Annotated in this window: 14 protein-coding genes; 2 read left to right on the top strand and 12 right to left on the bottom strand. The window is 67.5% G+C overall.

The window, feature by feature from the left end; translation table 11 throughout:
* Nucleotides 1-184 precede the first annotated feature (184 nt).
* Entirely contained in the window at nucleotides 185-3,667 is a 3,483-nt protein-coding gene (gene dnaE / locus JJL56_RS13810) for a DNA polymerase III subunit alpha (RefSeq protein ID WP_200485502.1), read from the bottom strand.
* Between the two features lie 192 nt (nucleotides 3,668-3,859).
* Between dnaE and JJL56_RS13815 the strand changes: the two genes are divergently transcribed.
* Complete coding sequence (locus JJL56_RS13815; protein ID WP_145625778.1) at nucleotides 3,860-4,459, top strand: hypothetical protein; 600 nt, start codon at nucleotides 3,860-3,862, stop codon at nucleotides 4,457-4,459.
* A gap of 82 nt (nucleotides 4,460-4,541) precedes the next feature.
* Nucleotides 4,542-5,429: an EamA family transporter gene (locus JJL56_RS13820; protein ID WP_200485432.1), complete on the top strand. Its 888-nt coding sequence runs from the start codon at nucleotides 4,542-4,544 to the stop codon at nucleotides 5,427-5,429.
* A 4-nt stretch (nucleotides 5,430-5,433) separates the two neighbouring features.
* Here JJL56_RS13820 and JJL56_RS13825 read toward each other — a convergent pair whose 3' ends face one another.
* The 11 genes from JJL56_RS13825 to JJL56_RS13875 all read right to left on the bottom strand — a co-directional run bounded on the left by JJL56_RS13825 (nucleotide 5,434) and on the right by JJL56_RS13875 (nucleotide 15,458).
* A complete protein-coding gene (locus tag JJL56_RS13825; protein ID WP_200485433.1) occupies nucleotides 5,434-6,291 on the bottom strand; it encodes a dienelactone hydrolase family protein in 858 nt (285 codons plus the stop codon).
* A gap of 126 nt (nucleotides 6,292-6,417) precedes the next feature.
* Nucleotides 6,418-7,107 carry an ABC transporter ATP-binding protein gene (locus tag JJL56_RS13830; RefSeq protein WP_186452915.1) on the bottom strand — a complete coding sequence of 230 codons (690 nt, stop codon included), beginning with the start codon at nucleotides 7,105-7,107 and terminating at the stop codon, nucleotides 6,418-6,420.
* Nucleotides 7,100-8,347, bottom strand: coding sequence for a lipoprotein-releasing ABC transporter permease subunit (locus tag JJL56_RS13835; RefSeq protein ID WP_200485434.1), 1,248 nt, complete (start codon nucleotides 8,345-8,347; stop codon nucleotides 7,100-7,102). Before JJL56_RS13835 ends, JJL56_RS13830 begins: the two co-directional genes overlap by 8 nt.
* 151 nt (nucleotides 8,348-8,498) lie before the next feature.
* Nucleotides 8,499-9,812, bottom strand: a complete 1,314-nt coding sequence (proS, locus tag JJL56_RS13840; protein WP_145625774.1) for a proline--tRNA ligase — start codon at nucleotides 9,810-9,812, stop codon at nucleotides 8,499-8,501.
* A 124-nt stretch (nucleotides 9,813-9,936) separates the two neighbouring features.
* Nucleotides 9,937-10,338, bottom strand: a complete 402-nt coding sequence (locus JJL56_RS13845) for a hypothetical protein (protein ID WP_145625773.1) — start codon at nucleotides 10,336-10,338, stop codon at nucleotides 9,937-9,939.
* 8 nt (nucleotides 10,339-10,346) lie between these two features.
* Nucleotides 10,347-11,228, bottom strand: coding sequence for a hypothetical protein (locus JJL56_RS13850; protein WP_145625772.1), 882 nt, complete (start codon nucleotides 11,226-11,228; stop codon nucleotides 10,347-10,349).
* A 411-nt stretch (nucleotides 11,229-11,639) separates the two neighbouring features.
* The gene (locus JJL56_RS13855; RefSeq protein WP_200485435.1) at nucleotides 11,640-12,239 is read right to left on the bottom strand and encodes a DNA-3-methyladenine glycosylase I; all 600 of its coding nucleotides are present in this window, start codon (nucleotides 12,237-12,239) and stop codon (nucleotides 11,640-11,642) included.
* A gap of 25 nt (nucleotides 12,240-12,264) precedes the next feature.
* Complete coding sequence (locus JJL56_RS13860) at nucleotides 12,265-12,513, bottom strand: DUF1467 family protein (RefSeq protein ID WP_145625770.1); 249 nt, start codon at nucleotides 12,511-12,513, stop codon at nucleotides 12,265-12,267.
* Nucleotides 12,514-12,531: 18 nt separating this feature from the next.
* Nucleotides 12,532-12,936 carry a methylmalonyl-CoA epimerase gene (gene mce / locus JJL56_RS13865; RefSeq protein WP_200485436.1) on the bottom strand — a complete coding sequence of 135 codons (405 nt, stop codon included), beginning with the start codon at nucleotides 12,934-12,936 and terminating at the stop codon, nucleotides 12,532-12,534.
* 33 nt (nucleotides 12,937-12,969) lie between these two features.
* Entirely contained in the window at nucleotides 12,970-14,688 is a 1,719-nt protein-coding gene (locus JJL56_RS13870) for a ribonuclease J (RefSeq protein WP_186452914.1), read from the bottom strand.
* The gene (locus JJL56_RS13875) at nucleotides 14,685-15,458 is read right to left on the bottom strand and encodes a type III pantothenate kinase (RefSeq protein ID WP_145625768.1); all 774 of its coding nucleotides are present in this window, start codon (nucleotides 15,456-15,458) and stop codon (nucleotides 14,685-14,687) included. The genes JJL56_RS13870 and JJL56_RS13875 overlap by 4 nt, the downstream gene beginning before the upstream one ends.
* Nucleotides 15,459-15,461 lie beyond the last annotated feature (3 nt).

The following is a 15,461-nucleotide window of genomic DNA, read 5'->3' on the forward strand; positions in this document are numbered from 1 at the left end:
TGTCCCTGTTACAGGACACCGGATCGGGCCATCGGGGTAAAGCCGAGGGACCGCCAGCCCGCGTGAGGTTTTGACGACGGCGCTTACATAGCCCGCCGCAACCGCTTTGGCAACACCGGTTTGCCAATTGGTTGGTGCCGAATGCGGTGCATCGCGCACCGCTTCGTCATGGGAAGCGTATTCTCTACAGTTCCACCACTTCCACCACGCCAGGCACCGCCTTCAGCGCGGCGCGGCTCTGGTTGGTGATGTTGAAGGAACCGGGAAGCTGGATCTCCACCTCCTTCAACGGGTCGATCTCGACCAGCAGGTGGATCTTGCCCTTGCCGCGGGCCAGCCGCTCCAGCATGCCGCGGATGCTCTCCACCGGCCCGCCGTCGCGCACCACCACCCTCAAGCCGTCCGACACCTGGGCGACGGCGTCCTCCAGAGGCTTCACCTCCTGGCAGGTCAGGCGGATGTCCTCGCCGTTCATCTGGACGTCCACGGTCATCAACACCGGACGCCCGGCCTCCAGAAGGTCGCGGTTGGTCGCCAGCACCTCGGAGAAGACCGTCACCTCATAGCCGCCACTGCCGTCGGACAGTTCCACGAAGGCGAAGCGGTTGCCCGACTTCGCCGTCTTCTCCTTGCGGCTGACCACGATGCCGGCGACGCTGCGCCGGGTCGAGCCGCCGCCGGTCACCACCGTGGCGAGGTCCGCCGACCGCACCACCCTCATGCGGGCGAGCGGACCGGCGAAGGCGTCCAGAGGGTGGGCGGACAGGTAGAAGCCGATGGCGCCGAACTCGTGCTTCAGCTTCTCCAACGGCTCCCACTCCTTGACCTTGGGCAGGTCCGGCTCCTTCAGCCCGCCGCCGGCGCCGCCGAACAGGTTGCCGATGCCGCTGTCGCGCTCCGCCGCCTCGGCCTGGGCGTAGCGGATCAGCGTCTCCAGCGCCGCGTGCACCTGGGCGCGGTTCGGGTTGATGCCGTCGAAGGCTCCGGCGCAGGTCAGGTTTTCGAGCTGGCGCTTGTTGATGGTCTTCAGGTCGAGGCGGCGGGCGAAATCGAACAGGCTCTTGTAGGGACCGTTCTTCCGCCGCTCCTCCACCACCGCCTTCATGGCCGGCAGGCCGACGCCCTTCACGGCGGCCAGCGCGTAGCGCACCGCCTTGCCGCCGTCGGGCAGCGCCTCCACCCCGAAGATGCTGTCGGATTTGTTGATGTCCGGAGTCAGCAGCTTGATCTTCAGCCGCACCAGCTCCTGCCGGAAGACGTTCAGCTTGTCGGTGTTGCCGAGGTCGAGCGTCATCGACGCCGCCATGAACTCCACCGGGTGGTTCGCCTTCAGATAGGCGGTGTGGTAGGCGACCAGGGCGTAGGCGGCGGCGTGGCTCTTGTTGAAGCCGTAGCCGGCGAACTTCATGACCTGATCAAAGATCATGCTGGCCTGATCGGGGTCCACCCCGCGGCCGGCGGCGCCGTCGCAGAAGATCTTCCGCTGGGCGTCCATCTCCTCTTTGATCTTCTTGCCCATGGCGCGGCGCAGAAGGTCGGCGCCGCCCAGCGAGTAGCCGGACAGCACCTGGGCGATCTGCATGACCTGCTCCTGGTAGATCATGATCCCGAAGGTCTCCTTCAGGATCGGCTCCAGGGCCGGGTTCATGTAGTCGGCGGGCTCCTCGCCGTTCTTCACCTTGATGTATTTGGGAATGTTGTCCATCGGGCCGGGGCGGTAGAGCGACACCAGCGCGATGATGTCCTCCAGCCGGTTCGGCTTCAGCCGGCGCAGCACGTCGCGCATGCCCGAGCTTTCCAACTGGAACACGCCGGTCGACTCGGCGCGGCCCAGTAGCTCGTAGCTCTTCACGTCGTCCAGCGTGACGGTGGTCAGGTCCGGCTTCTCCGGGATCAGGTCCACCGCCGTCTTCAGCACGGTCAGCGTCTTCAGGCCGAGGAAGTCGAACTTCACCAGCCCGGCCTGCTCGACGAACTTCATGTTGAACTGGGTGACCGGCATGTCGGAGCGCGGATCGCGGTACAGCGGCACCAGATCGTGCAGCGGGCGGTCGGCGATCACCACGCCCGCCGCGTGGGTCGAGGCGTGGCGGTACAGCCCCTCCAGCTTCAGCGCGATGTTGACGAGGCGCGCCACCGTCTCGTCGCCGTCGCGGGCCTGGCGCAGCAGCTCCTCGCTGTCCAGCGCCTGCTGGAGTGTCACCGGGTTGGCCGGGTTGTTCGGCACCAGCTTGCAGATCTTGTCCACCTGCCCGTAGGGCATCTGGAGCACGCGCCCGACGTCGCGCAGCACGGCGCGGGCCTGCAGCTTACCGAAGGTGATGATCTGGGCGACGCGGTCGTATCCGTACTTGTCCTGGACGTAGCGGATCACCTCCTCGCGGCGGTCCTGGCAGAAATCCACGTCGAAGTCGGGCATCGACACGCGCTCGGGATTCAGGAAGCGCTCGAACAGCAGGCCGAAGCGCAGCGGGTCGAGGTCGGTGATGGTCAGCGCCCAGGCGACGACCGAGCCGGCACCCGAACCGCGGCCCGGCCCCACCGGGATGTCGTGCGACTTGGCCCACTTGATAAAGTCCGAGACGATCAGGAAGTAGCCGGGGAACTTCATCGACACGATGACGTCCAGCTCGAACTCCAGCCGCTCGAAGTAGGTCTTGCGGGTTTCCGCGCGCTGCTCCGGCGTCATGTCCGGGGTGTAGACGACGCTGTTCAGCCGCATCTCCAGGCCCTCGCGGGACTGGGCGCGCAATTCCTCCCCTTCGTCACGGCCGCCCTCGCAGGGGAAGGGCGGCAGGATGGGCTTGATCGGCTTCAGCAGGAAGGAGCAGCGCCGGGCGATGGCGACCGTGTTGTCCACCGCCTCCGGCAGGTCCTTGAACAGCTCCCGCATCTCCTCGGCCGACTTGAAGCGGTGGTCGGGGGTCAGGCGGCGGCGCTCGGTCTGGCTGATATAGGCGCCCTCGGCGATGCAGAGCAGCGCGTCGTGCGCCTCGTACATGTCCTCGGTCGCGAAATAGCAGTCGTTGGTGGCGACCAGCGGCAGGTCGTGGGCGTAGGCGAGGTCGATCAGCGCCGGCTCGATGGCGTCCTCGATCACCTGGAAATGATCGCGATGACGCTGAAGCTCGACGTAGAGCCGGCCGGGGAACAGCCGCTTCAGCCGCTCCAGGACGTCGAGCGCCAGATCCTTCTGCCCCTCGCCCAACAGGCGACCGACCGAGCCGGCGGGACCGCCGGTCAGCGCGATCAACCCGGCGGAATGGCCCTCCAGCGCGTCCAGCGGAATCTGCGGCCCGGCCATCGGGTCCGACTCCAGGAAGGCCCTGGAGACCAGCTTCATCAGGTTCCGGTAGCCCTCGTCGCTCTGGCAGAGCAGGACGATCTGGTCGGGGACCGACGCCGCCTTGCCCGGCAGGCCCGGCTTGCCGTTGGACGGGCCGACTCGGGTGATGCCCAGGACCGTGCCGATGATCGGCTGCACGCCCGAATCCGCGGCGGCCAGCGCGAACTCCAGCGCGCCGAACAGGTTGCCGGTGTCGGTCACGGCGACCGCCGGCATCCCCTTCTTCTGGCAGAGCTTGACCAGTTCCTTCACCTTGATGGCGCCCTCGGACAGGGAATAGGCGGAGTGGACGCGCAGGTGGATGAAGTCGGCGTGGGGCATGGCGGGATTGGTCACCGGTTCCGGCAGAGGAAAGAGAACACACCCCTAGTCGTCGCGCATCCCGTCCCGCACTGCAAGGGACCAAGCGCGGGCCCGGCCATGCGGCGATGCGCCAACCCTGTCGAAGGCAAGGGAAGATTCCCCGATCATGCGTGTTCGTGCTATCGAAAGAGGCAGAGCCACAATCCGAGAATGACCCGTTCCATGCGCCGCATCCGCTCCAGCGCCGTCCTGGCGGTGCTGGCGGCCACGCTCCTCACGGCTTGCCAGACCACCGGCGCGCCCGCACCGTCCGCGGAGCGGACCCACCGGCCGCCGCCGCCCGAACCGCCCGCCTCGCCCCTGTCCGACGCGCCGGGGCGCGTCGTCGCGCAGAACAAGGGCTGGGTCGTGCGGGCTCATCCGGCGACCAAGACCGGGTCGGCCTACTGCTACGCCACACGGACGGACGACTCCTCCCCCCTCTCCTTCCGGGCGACGGCGAAGGGAGCGGCCATGCTGGTCAACGCCGACCAGCACGCCCAGGCCAAGGGAGCGGACAGCCGCCTGACCGCCATCTTCCCCGACGGCGAGACCATGGCGCTGGACGCCAGCCCACTGCCCGACGGCGGCGTGGTGGTTCCGGTCGAGCTGCCGAAGTACGAGGATCTGTTCGAGCCCTTCATGCGGTCGCGTGCGGTGACCCTACAAGGGGACGGCGGCGGAACGGACATCGGCGACGTGAATCTGGGCGGGTCCTCCTGGGCGCTGGCCGCGTTGGACGAGTGCCGCATCCTGCATACGGATAAGTGAAGAGATTTGGAGGTCTGACCCGCGATGGGTGCATCAGGCACCGCATTGACCGACGGGCAGTGCGTCTCTAGCCTCCATTCCCATGCGCACCGCTCACATCGGCCTTGCCGTCGCCGTCGCGGCGATCTGGGGCTTCAACTTCGTCGCCATCAAGGTCGGCCTCGCGGATTTCCCGCCGATCCTGTTCTGCGCCCTGCGCTTCGCGCTAGCGGCGCTGCCGCTTGTGGTGCTGGGCGTTCGCGGCGGCCCGCCGGTGCCCTGGCGCTTCATTCTGGGCATCGGGATGGTGCTGGGGGTGGTGAAGTTCTCGCTCCTGTTCGTCGGGATGGACATCGGCATGCCGGCGGGGCTGTCGTCGCTGGTGCTGCAATCGCAGGCCTTCTTCACCGCCCTGTTCGCAGCGGCGGTTCTGGGTGAGCGGCCCGGACCGAAGCAGGTGCTGGGCATGGCGGTGGCCTTCTCCGGAATTGGCCTGATCGCGCTGGAAATGCCGGCGGGCGATTCGCTGATCGGGCTGGGGCTGGTCGTCGCCGCCGCCGCGGCCTGGGGCGTGGCGAATCTGCTGATGAAACAGGCCAAGGCGCCGGACCTGTTCCGCATGATGCTGTGGGTCAGCGTGGTGCCGCCGATTCCGCTGCTGCTGCTGTCGCTGGGGCTGGAGGGGCCGGACCGGGCGTGGCAGGCCCTGACGCATCTGACACCGCTGGGCGTCGGGGCGGTGGCCTACATCGCCTTCGGGGCAACGCTGTTCGGCTTCGCCGCCTGGGGTTTCCTGCTGCGCCATTACCCGGCGAGCCTGGTGGCGCCCTTCTCGCTGCTGGTGCCGGTCTTCGGCATGAGTTCGAGCGCGCTGTTCCTGGGGGAGAGCTTCACGCCGCTGAAGATGGCCGGCGCGCTTCTGGTCCTCGCCGGGCTGGCGGTGGCCGTGCTGAAGCTGCCCTCCGCACGGCCCGCCACCCACCGGCCATGACCGCTCAGGTCAGGTTCTTCTTCAGAAACTCCACGGACCGGGTCCAGGCGAGGTCCGCCGCGTCCTTGTTGTAGCGCTCCGCCGACGTGTCGTTGTGGAAGGCGTGGTTCACGTTTTCGTACATGAAGAGTTCGTAGGACTTGCCGCCCTTCTTCAAGGCCTCTTCATAGGCCGGGATCTTGGCGTTCACGTTGTTGTCCAGCCCGGCGTAGTGGAGCTGAAGCGGCGACTTGATCGTGGTGACCAGCGTCGGGTCCGGCGCCGGTCCGTAGAAGACAACGCCCGCCCTGAGGTCCGGCGCCTTGATGGCCAGCCGGTTGGTCATGCCGCCGCCCCAGCAGAAGCCGATGGCCCCCACCTTGGCGTTCGAATAGCGGTAGGCCATGAGGTCGCTCATCGCGGCGATCAGGTCGTTCACCGTCTTGTCGGGGTCGAGCCGGCCGATCATCTCGCGGGCACGGTCGGGGTCCTGCGGGGTGCCGCCCAGCGGGGACAGCAGGTCCGGCGCCATGGCCACGAAGCCGGCCACCGCCAGCCGCCGCGTCACGTCCTCGATGTAGGGATTGAGGCCGCGATTCTCATGGATCACCACCACCGCCGGCGACTGCTCGGTCAGCTTCGGGCGGGCCCGGTAGGCGCGGACGTCGCCGGTCGCGCCCTGGAAGGTGACCCGTTCCGTTGCGATTCGGCTGTCGTCCTCCGGCACTTCGGCGGCCAGCGCGTAGTTCGGCTCGATCTGGGAGAGGATCGCCGGAATGGCCGCCGCGCTGCCCGCCAGAACCGCCAACCGCTCCAGGAAGACGCGGCGCGGCAGCGGCCGGTGGGTGTACTCGTCGTACAGATCGATGATCTTCTGATCCATGGACTCCGGTCCCTCCTTGTTGGGTTGCGCGAAGTCTGCCCCAGGACGCGCCGATCACCAATCCGCCGAACGGCGATGCCACTCTTACGCGGTTTGGCCGGTTGCGCGGCCGCGCCGTGAAGCCGATCAAACCCTCGTGTGTTCGACGAGGACCCCATCGCTCATTTCCAGCACCCGGTCCATGCGGTTCGCAAGCTCCAGGTTGTGGGTGGCGATCAGGGCGCCGACGCGGGCCTGCCGGACGATGGAGGTCAGCATGGCGAAGACCCCCTCCGCCGTGTGCGGGTCGAGGTTGCCCGTCGGTTCGTCGGCGATCAGCAGGCCGGGGCCGTTGGCCAGAGCGCGGGCGATGGCGACCCGCTGCTGCTCGCCGCCCGACAGGCGGGCCGGACGGTGGCCGGCGCGCGGCTCCAGCCCAACCATGCGCAGCAGTTCCAGGGCGCGCTCGCGGGCGGTGCGCTTGGACACGCCGTTGATCATCTGCGGCAGCACGATGTTCTCCAGCGCGGAGAATTCCGGCAGCAGGTGGTGGAACTGGTAGACGAAGCCGACCGAGCGGCGGCGCACCTCCGTCCGCTTCCCGTCGTCCAGGGCCGACACGTCGGTCCCGGCTATCCGCACGGTGCCGGCGGTCGGCCGCTCAAGCAGGCCGGCGATGTGCAGCAGGGTCGATTTGCCGGCGCCCGAGGGGCCGACCAGAGCGACCAGCTCCCCGGCATGGACGGTCAACTCCGCCCCGCGCAGCACCTGAAGCTCCGTCCCCGCCTGCTCGAAGGTGCGGACGATCCCCGACAGTTCCAGCATCGGCTCACTCATAGCGCAGGGCCTCCACCGGATCGAGACGGGCCGCCCGCCAGGACGGGTAGACGGTGGCGGCGAAGGACAGGCCCAGCGCCATCAGGGTGACCTGGACCACCTCCGACCAGTCGATCTTCGCCGGCAGCTGCGACAGGAAATAGATCTCGGCGTTGAACAGGTTGGTGCCGGTCAGCGCCTGGATGCCCTGGCGGATCGTCTCGATGTTCAGGGCGAAGGACACGCCCAGGGCCACCCCCAGCAGCGTCCCCGCCACCCCCACCGAGGCGCCGGACAGGAAGAAGATGCGCATGATCATGCCGCGCGTGGCGCCCATGGTGCGCAGGATGGCGATGTCCCGTCCCTTGTCCTTCACCAGCATGATCAGGCTGGAGATGATGTTGAAGGCGGCCACCGTGATGATCAGCGACAGGATCAGGAACATCACGTTGCGCTCGACCTGGAGCGCCGTGAAGAAGCTGGCGTTCGACTGCTGCCAGTCGACCACCCGCCCCACCCCGGCCACCGCCGACTGGATGGCGTCGCGCGCCGCGCGGATCTGGGTCGGGTCGCTGACGAAGACCTCCAACGAGGTCACCGCCTCGCCGGTGCGGAAGAAGGCCTGCGCCTCCGGCAGGGGCAGGAAGATGAAGCTGTTGTCGTATTCGAACATGCCGACGTCGAACACGGCGCCGATGGTGAAGCTGCGCATCCGCGGCACGGTGCCGAAGGCGGTGACGTTGCCCTGCGGCGCGATCAGGGTCATCTGGTCGCCGACCGCCAGCCCCAGCCGCTGCGCCATGCGGATGCCGATGGCGATGTTGTCCTCGCCGAAGGCCTCCACCGTGCCGCGCACGATGTTGCGGGACAGCGTCGGGCGCACCCGGAAATCCTCCGGCCGCACGCCGCGCACCACCGCGCCGGAAGCGACCCCGCGCACCGACACCAGCGCTTGCCCTTCCACCGTCGGCGTCACCCCGACGACGCCGGGCACGCCCTGGAGGCGCTGCACCAGCGGGTCGTAGTCGGGCAAGGGGCCGCCGCGCGCGCTGTAGACGTTCAGATGGCCGTTCAGGCCGAGCACGCGGCCCAGAAGCTCCGCCCGGAAGCCGTTCATCACCGACATCACGATGATGAGCGTCGCCACGCCGAGCGCGATGCCCAGCAGCGAGAAACCCGCGATGACCGAGATGAACCCTTCCTGGCGGCGCGCCCGCAGATAGCGCATCGCGACCATGCGTTCGAAGGCGGAGAAGATCATGCGGCTCCCGATGAGCGAAAGGCGGGCGACGGAGGCCCGGCAAAAGCAAAGGCGGCGGACCGCAACCAGTCCGCCGCCCCGCAACATAAGTGCTTAACCGTGGCAGGAAAAGGGCGACCTTCCAAGGCGCCCGCTCCCCCGCCCCACGGTGTTACGCCGAGAGCTTCTCCAGCGCGCTTTCCACCGACAGCTCCTGCTTCTCGCCGGTGGCACGGCGCTTCAGCTCGACCACGCCGTTCTTCAGGCCGCGCGGCCCGACGACGAGCTGCCAGGGCAGGCCGATCAGGTCCATATCGGCGAACTTCACGCCCGGACGCTCGTCGCGGTCGTCGTACAGCACCTCCATCCCGTTGGCGCGGAGCTTGTAGTACAGCTCCTGGCAGACGCGGTCCGTGTCCGCGTCGCCGACCTTCAGGTTGACGAGGCCGACGTTGAAGGGCGCCACGGCGTCCGGCCAGATGATGCCGTTGTCGTCGTGGCTGGCCTCGATGATGGCGCCCATCAGGCGCGACACGCCGATGCCGTAGGACCCCATCTCGACCGGAACCGGCTCGCCGCCCGGACCGGCGACGACGGCGTTCATCGGCTTCGAGTATTTGGTGCCGAAGTTGAAGATGTGGCCGACCTCGATGCCGCGGGCCGAGACCAGATCCGACTCCGCAACCGGGCAGTTGCCCGGCTCGTGCTTCTCGTCGGTCGCCGCGTAGATCGAGGTGTAAGTGTCGAAGAAGGGCTGGAGATCGTCGTCGAAGCCCGGCGCGTTCTGAAGGACGTCGAGGGTCAGCCAGTCCTTGTGGCAGAAGACGCCGCTCTCGCCGGTCTCGGCCAGGATGATGAACTCGTGGCTCAGGTCGCCGCCGATGGGGCCGGTGTCGGCGCGCATCGGGATCGCCTTCAGACCCATGCGGGCGAAGGTGCGCAGATAGGCCAGGAACATCTTCTGGTAGGAGCGCCGGGCGCTGGCCGGGTCGATGTCGAAGCTGTAGGCGTCCTTCATCAGGAACTCGCGCCCGCGCATCACGCCGAAACGGGGGCGGATCTCGTCCCGGAACTTCCACTGGATGTGGTAGAGGTTCAGCGGAAGCTGGCGGTAGCTCTTCACGAAGGCGCGGAAGATGTCGGTGATCATCTCCTCGTTCGTGGGACCGAACAGCATCTCGCGGTCGTGACGGTCGGTGATGCGCAGCATCTCCTTGCCGTAATCGTCGTAGCGGCCGCTTTCCTTCCACAGCTCCGCCGACTGGATGGTCGGCATCAGCAGTTCCTGGGCGCCGGCGGCGTCCTGCTCCTCGCGGACGATCTGCTCGATCTTCTTCAGGACCCGGTGGCCCAGCGGCAGCCAGGCGTAGATGCCGGCGCTGGTCTGGCGGATCATCCCGGCCCGCAGCATCAGGCGGTGCGAGACGATCTGCGCCTCGGTCGGGGTCTCCTTGAGGGTCGGCAGGAAGAAGGTGGACAGCCGCATGGCTCTGCTCTCGGTTTCGAGGGGATTCGTCCGGCGGTGCGCCGGGCCGCAACAGGGACAGGGACTTTAGGAAGCCACCGCGCGCTTGTCCATCGTCACGGCGTGCAACGAAGGGCGGACCGGCCTATCGGACGGTGCGGCAATAGGCGTAGACCTCCGCCTCGCTCGGCGCGCCGATGGGCTGGCCATTGAAGTAGAGCCGGTTGGCGTACCAGGTCAGATAGCCGACCTCGACGCCCGGCGCCGCCCCACCCTGCGGCACCGGGAAGCCCATGCGGCGCGCGAAATCCACGGTCACCGGGATGTCGAACCGCTCCAGCGGAGGCGCGGCGCCGGCCGAACCCGGCAGGTCGGCGGGGGCCACCGCCTTGCCGTTCACGTCCACGCCCGGCGTGTGGTCCACCCCCGCCGCCGGGCGATGCGCCGTCAGGAATTGGCAGGCCGACAGGTCGATCGGCTGTGCCGCGGCCCCGCCGGAAAGCGCCGACAGGGTGGCGGCGAGCAACAGGGCGGAGCGGTGCATCATGGACGACCTCAGCCTTGGGCGGCGGCGGACTGGTTCATGGATTTCCAATAGGTGGCGAGATAGGGCATGCCCTTCTCGGCCTCCTCCTGGGTGCGGGCCGACTGCCGGATATACTTGCCGAGGAAGGGCTTGTTCACGAATTCCATATCCACGGCCGCCTTCAGAACCAGGAATTCGCCGATCCGGTCCGGCAGGTTGTAATGCCATTTCTGCAGGCATTCCGAGGTTACCCCCGGTTTGGCCTGGTCCTGGCCCGACAGGTAGAATTCCTGGTGATGGTACTGGTTGATCTCCTTCCAGGCCTTGAAGATGCGCGCCGGCTTCACGCGAACCAGACCCTTCAGCACCTTGATGTCGTCATGGAACAGCGGCAGGTAACCGCGCCGCTCCGCCTGCTCGTTCAGCATGGTGTAGAGGCCCGCCATGACGTCCCCCTCCCCGCTTTGCTCGGCGGTCTTCGTCTCCGGCTTGGCCTTCCTGCCGAACAGGGATGCGAAGAAGCCCTTCTTCTTGGCCGGCGCCGACGCCCCGCTGTCCGCCCCCACCTTCCGCTCGTCCCACAGCGCATCCCAGGCGTAGTCCCAGGCGGTGAAGACGGCGTTGGAGCGGTCGTCGAGAACGGTCAGGAGATAGTCGCGCCCATCCCGCGGCCAATCCACGTCGCCGACGATGGCCCGCACCGGGCGGCGGCTGAGCAGCACCGGGAAGATCCCGACGCGCACCAGTTCGGCGTAGATTTCCTGGAAGGACGGGGTCAGCGCAAAAGGGAGCTTGGCCGCCGGCTGCTCTTCGGGGGTCAGCAGTTCAAGACTCTTGCGAGTGCGGTCGAGCAGTTCGGTGGTCAGAATGGCCGCGAACTGCTCGAATTTCTCGTTATCACCCGCGGTCATCGGCGCCTCGACATCGTTCTCCCCGCTGACGGTCGCAATCCCGGCTGCGAATGCCGACGCGCTTGAATCCAAAGTCGGAACGGACGCTCGCCCGCTTCCTGCACAGTGGATCAGCTATAGCCGATAAAGGGTTAATTCATTCTGTACCAAAGCACAACGTTCCGTCTGCCTACGGACGAACGCGCGCCGGCATCGTGAGCGGACCGGGACGAAAAAAGGACCGCGCGGCGATCGCGGCGCGGCCCGAGGTTTAGGGAGGAATCGCCACCAGGCGTCGGAAAAGAGGGAAGAACCCCTCTCGTCACAAAAAGTACATTGAACCCGGCACCACCCGATGACAAGACGGAATTTGGACTAACGCAAGTCGTCAGCGAAGAATTCGCAGAATTCGCCCAAGACATAGGCGGTTGATTACGCCATAGGCTGCGATATGCCTGATTTGTGGGCGTCATATCCTGCAAACCCCTGCCGAACGGCGGCCATCCAGGGCGGATCGAGAGCGGCGACGTCGGACCAGACCGGGCAGTGGGCCTGATGCGCGCCCGGCAGATAGCCGAGACTCATCAGAAACTCGCCGGTGATCTCGCCGCCGGTGAAGCGGAAGGTGCGCTTGAACAGCCGGACCCAATCCGCCTTGCTCAAGGGATGATGAGCTCGCAGCCAGCCGTCGAAGGATCCGTGTGAAGCGCGCAGGGCGATGATCCGCCGCGCGTTCTCGATGGCGGCGTCGACCTTCAGCCGATTGCGGATGATGCCCGGATCGGCGAGCAGCCGTTCCCGCTCCGCCTCGCCATAGGCGGCGACGCGGTCGATGTCGAAACCATCGAAGGCGGCGCGGAAGGCCGCGCGCTTCTTCAGGATGGTCAGCCAGGACAGGCCCGCCTGATTGATTTCCAGAATCAGCCGTTCGAACAGCACCCGGTCGTCGGCGCTGGGAAACCCGTACTCGGTGTCGTGGTAGGGGCCGTGATGCGCGTGGCCGGGCGCCGCGTCGCAATAGGTCAGGCTCACGCGAAGGCTCCATCCGGGAGTGGGATCAGTGCGGCTTGGCCATCTCGCGGAAGGAAATCAGGTCCGATTGCACGATGGCGAAGATGACCAGCCAGACCACCGCCGCGACCAGCGTCGTGGCGGCGAACTTCAGGAGGATGCGCGGGCGTTCGGGCGCGCTGCTCGCCATGCCCCGCTCGGGCCGGGCCGGGGTGCGCACGCCCCAGGGCAGCACCGCGAACAGCACCACCCACCAGACGACCACATAGACGCTGATGCCCGTCACCCAGCCCATGGCATGCCTCCCTTCGGCCTAGGCCTGCTCCAGCTCGACCAAGGTCCCACAGAAGTCCTTGGGGTGCAGGAACAGAACCGGCTTGTCGTGGGCCCCGATCTTCGGCTCGCCGTCGCCCAGCACGCGGGCGCCCTGCGCCTTCAGCCGGTCGCGGGCGGCCAGGATGTCGTCCACCTCGTAGCAGATGTGATGGATGCCGCCAGACGGATTCTTCTCCAGGAAGCCGGCGATCGGCGATGTCTCGCCGAAGGGATGGAGCAGCTCGATCTTCGTGTTGGGCAGTGTGACGAAGACGACGGTGACGCCGTGCGGCGGCAGGTCCACCGGCTGGGACACCGCGGCGCCCAGCGTGTCGCGGTAGAGCGCCGTCGCCGTCGTCAGATCCGGCACGACGATGGCGACATGGTTCAGCTTCCCGATCATGGGTCCTCCCGAATGGCGTAAAGTCGGAAACGCTTATACACGAACGAGATGCACGTCGGTCACCGGCTTCTTGCCGTGCGTCGCGTTGAAGCAGCGGCGGACGGCGATCCGGGCGGCGGCGCGCACCTGCTCATCGTCGGCGCGGGCCGACTTCGGCATCTCGGCGACGGCTTCGCGCACCGCGTCCACCACGTCGAGCAGCATGTCGCGGTCCGCCGAGTCGTCCAGCAGCCCCATCACCGCGATCTGCGGCGCGGTCACCAGCTCGCCCTTGCCGTTCATCACCAGCGTGACGACGGCGGCGCCGTTGTGGACCATCCGGTGGCGCGCTCGCATCAGCCCGGTGTCCAGCGGAATCAGCCGCTTTCCATCCAGCGCCATACGGCCGGAGCGGACCTGGGCCACCACCCGCGGCGGCGCGTCGGGTCCCAGCCGGATCAGGTCACCGTTGCCGGGGACCAGCGCCTCCGGCACTTGGCAGGCGCGGGCCAGCTTGGCGTGCTCCAGCTGGTGGCGCTGCTCGCCGTGGACCGGCACGGCGATGCGCGGGCGCACCCACTGATACATGCGGACCAGCTCGTCCTGCGCCGGATGGCCGGACACATGGACCGGCGCCTCGTCGGCGGTGACGATGCGGATACCCTGCCCGACCAGCAGGTTCTGCATGCGGCCGATCGCCCGCTCGTTCCCCGGAATCTCGCGGGAGGAGAAGACCACCACGTCGCCGCGCTGCAGCGACACCTGGGGATGATCGTCCGACGCGATGCGGGCGAGCGCCGAACGCGGCTCCCCTTGGCTGCCCGTGCAGGCCAGCACCAGCTTGTCGCGCGGCACGTAGTTGGCGTCATGCTCGGTCAGGAAGGCCGGCACATCGGCGAGGTAACCGTTGGAGCGCGCCGCTTCGTTGATGCGCCACATCGAGCGTCCGACCAGGGCGACGTGGCGCCCGTGCGCCGCCGCGGCATGGGCGATGCTCTCCAGCCGCGCGACGTTGGTGGCGAAGCAGCTCACCGCGACGCGCACGTCCGGAAACTGCCCGATCAGTTCGGTCAGCGTCTTGCGCACGCCCGCTTCCGACCCGGAGCTGCCGGGCACCAGCGCGTTGGTGCTGTCGCCGACCAGCGCCAGCACACCCTCGTCGCCGATGGCGCGCAGCCGCTCCTCGTCGGCGGCCTTCCCGACCAGCGGTTCGGGGTCGAGCTTCCAGTCGCCGGTGTGCAGCACGGTGCCGGCGGCGGTGCGGATCGCCAGGGCGTTCGGCTCGGGGATGGAGTGGGTGACCGTCACATACTCGACGGAAAAGGGGCCGACCTCGATGGTGCTGCCCAGCGCCACCTCATGGACCGGCACCACCCCGGACAGCCCGCGCTCATGCAGCTTGGCGCGCAGGACGGCGGCGGTGAAGGGCGTGCAGTAGACGGGAACGCGGAGCTGCGGCCACAGATATTGGATGGCCCCGAGGTGATCCTCATGCGCGTGCGTCACCACGATGCCCACGAGGTCGTGCCGGCGCTCCGCGATGAAGGCGGGGTCCGGCATGATCACGTCCAGCCCCGGCATCGTGTCGTCCGCGAAGGAGATGCCGAGATCCACCATCAACCACTTGCCGCGATGGCCGTAGAGGTTGAGGTTCATGCCGATCTCGCCCGAACCGCCCAGCGGCAGGAAGTAGAGCGCATCGTCCTCGGGAGCGAACAGGTCGCCGTCTCCCTCGACCGGGTGGACGGAGGGAGCGGAGTCGGGTTGGGTCATTGGGCCGTGTTGCGCTTGTGGATCAGGAGGAGGCCGCGCAGCGTGAGTTCGCCGTCGGTGTGTTCGATTACATGGGTTGCCTTGGCGAAAAGCACACCCAGCCCTCCGGTCGCGACGACCGTCATCGGCTCGCCGTACTCCGCCCGGATGCGGTTGACCAACCCTTCGATCAGGCCGACATAGCCCCAGAAGACACCGGACTGCATGCATTCAACGGTGTTGGTGCCGATGACGTGGCCCGGCTGCTGGATCTCCACGCGGGGCAGCTTGCTCGCCGCCATCTGCAGCGCTTCCAGCGACAGGTTCAGACCGGGAGCGATGACGCCGCCGCGGTAGTTGCCGTCGCGGTCCACCACGTCGAAGGTCGTCGCGGTGCCGAAGTCGATGACGATCAGCGGTGTCTTGTAGGTGGCCGCCGCCGCCACCGTGTTGACCAGACGGTCGGCGCCGACCTCGTCCGGCCGGTCCACCAGCGCGCGGGTGCCGAGGTCGACGTCCGGTTGCCCGACGACCAGCGGCTCGCAGCCGAAATGGTCCTTGCACAGCCGCTTGAGGTTGAAGGTGGCGCCGGGCACCACGCTGGCGATGATGGTGCTGTCGATGTCCGCCGGGCCCATGCCCTTCAGCGCCATCAGGTGGGTCAGCCACACCATGTATTCGTCGGCGGTGCGCTTCTTGTCGGTGGCCGTGCGCCACAGGCCGCGCTGTTGGTCGCCTTCATAGATCGCGAACACCACGTTGGTGTTTCCGGCGTCGATGGCGAGCAGCATCTT

It is taken from the genome of Azospirillum aestuarii (assembly GCF_016632405.1).
GTDB classification, from domain to species: Bacteria; Pseudomonadota; Alphaproteobacteria; order Azospirillales; family Azospirillaceae; genus Azospirillum; species Azospirillum aestuarii.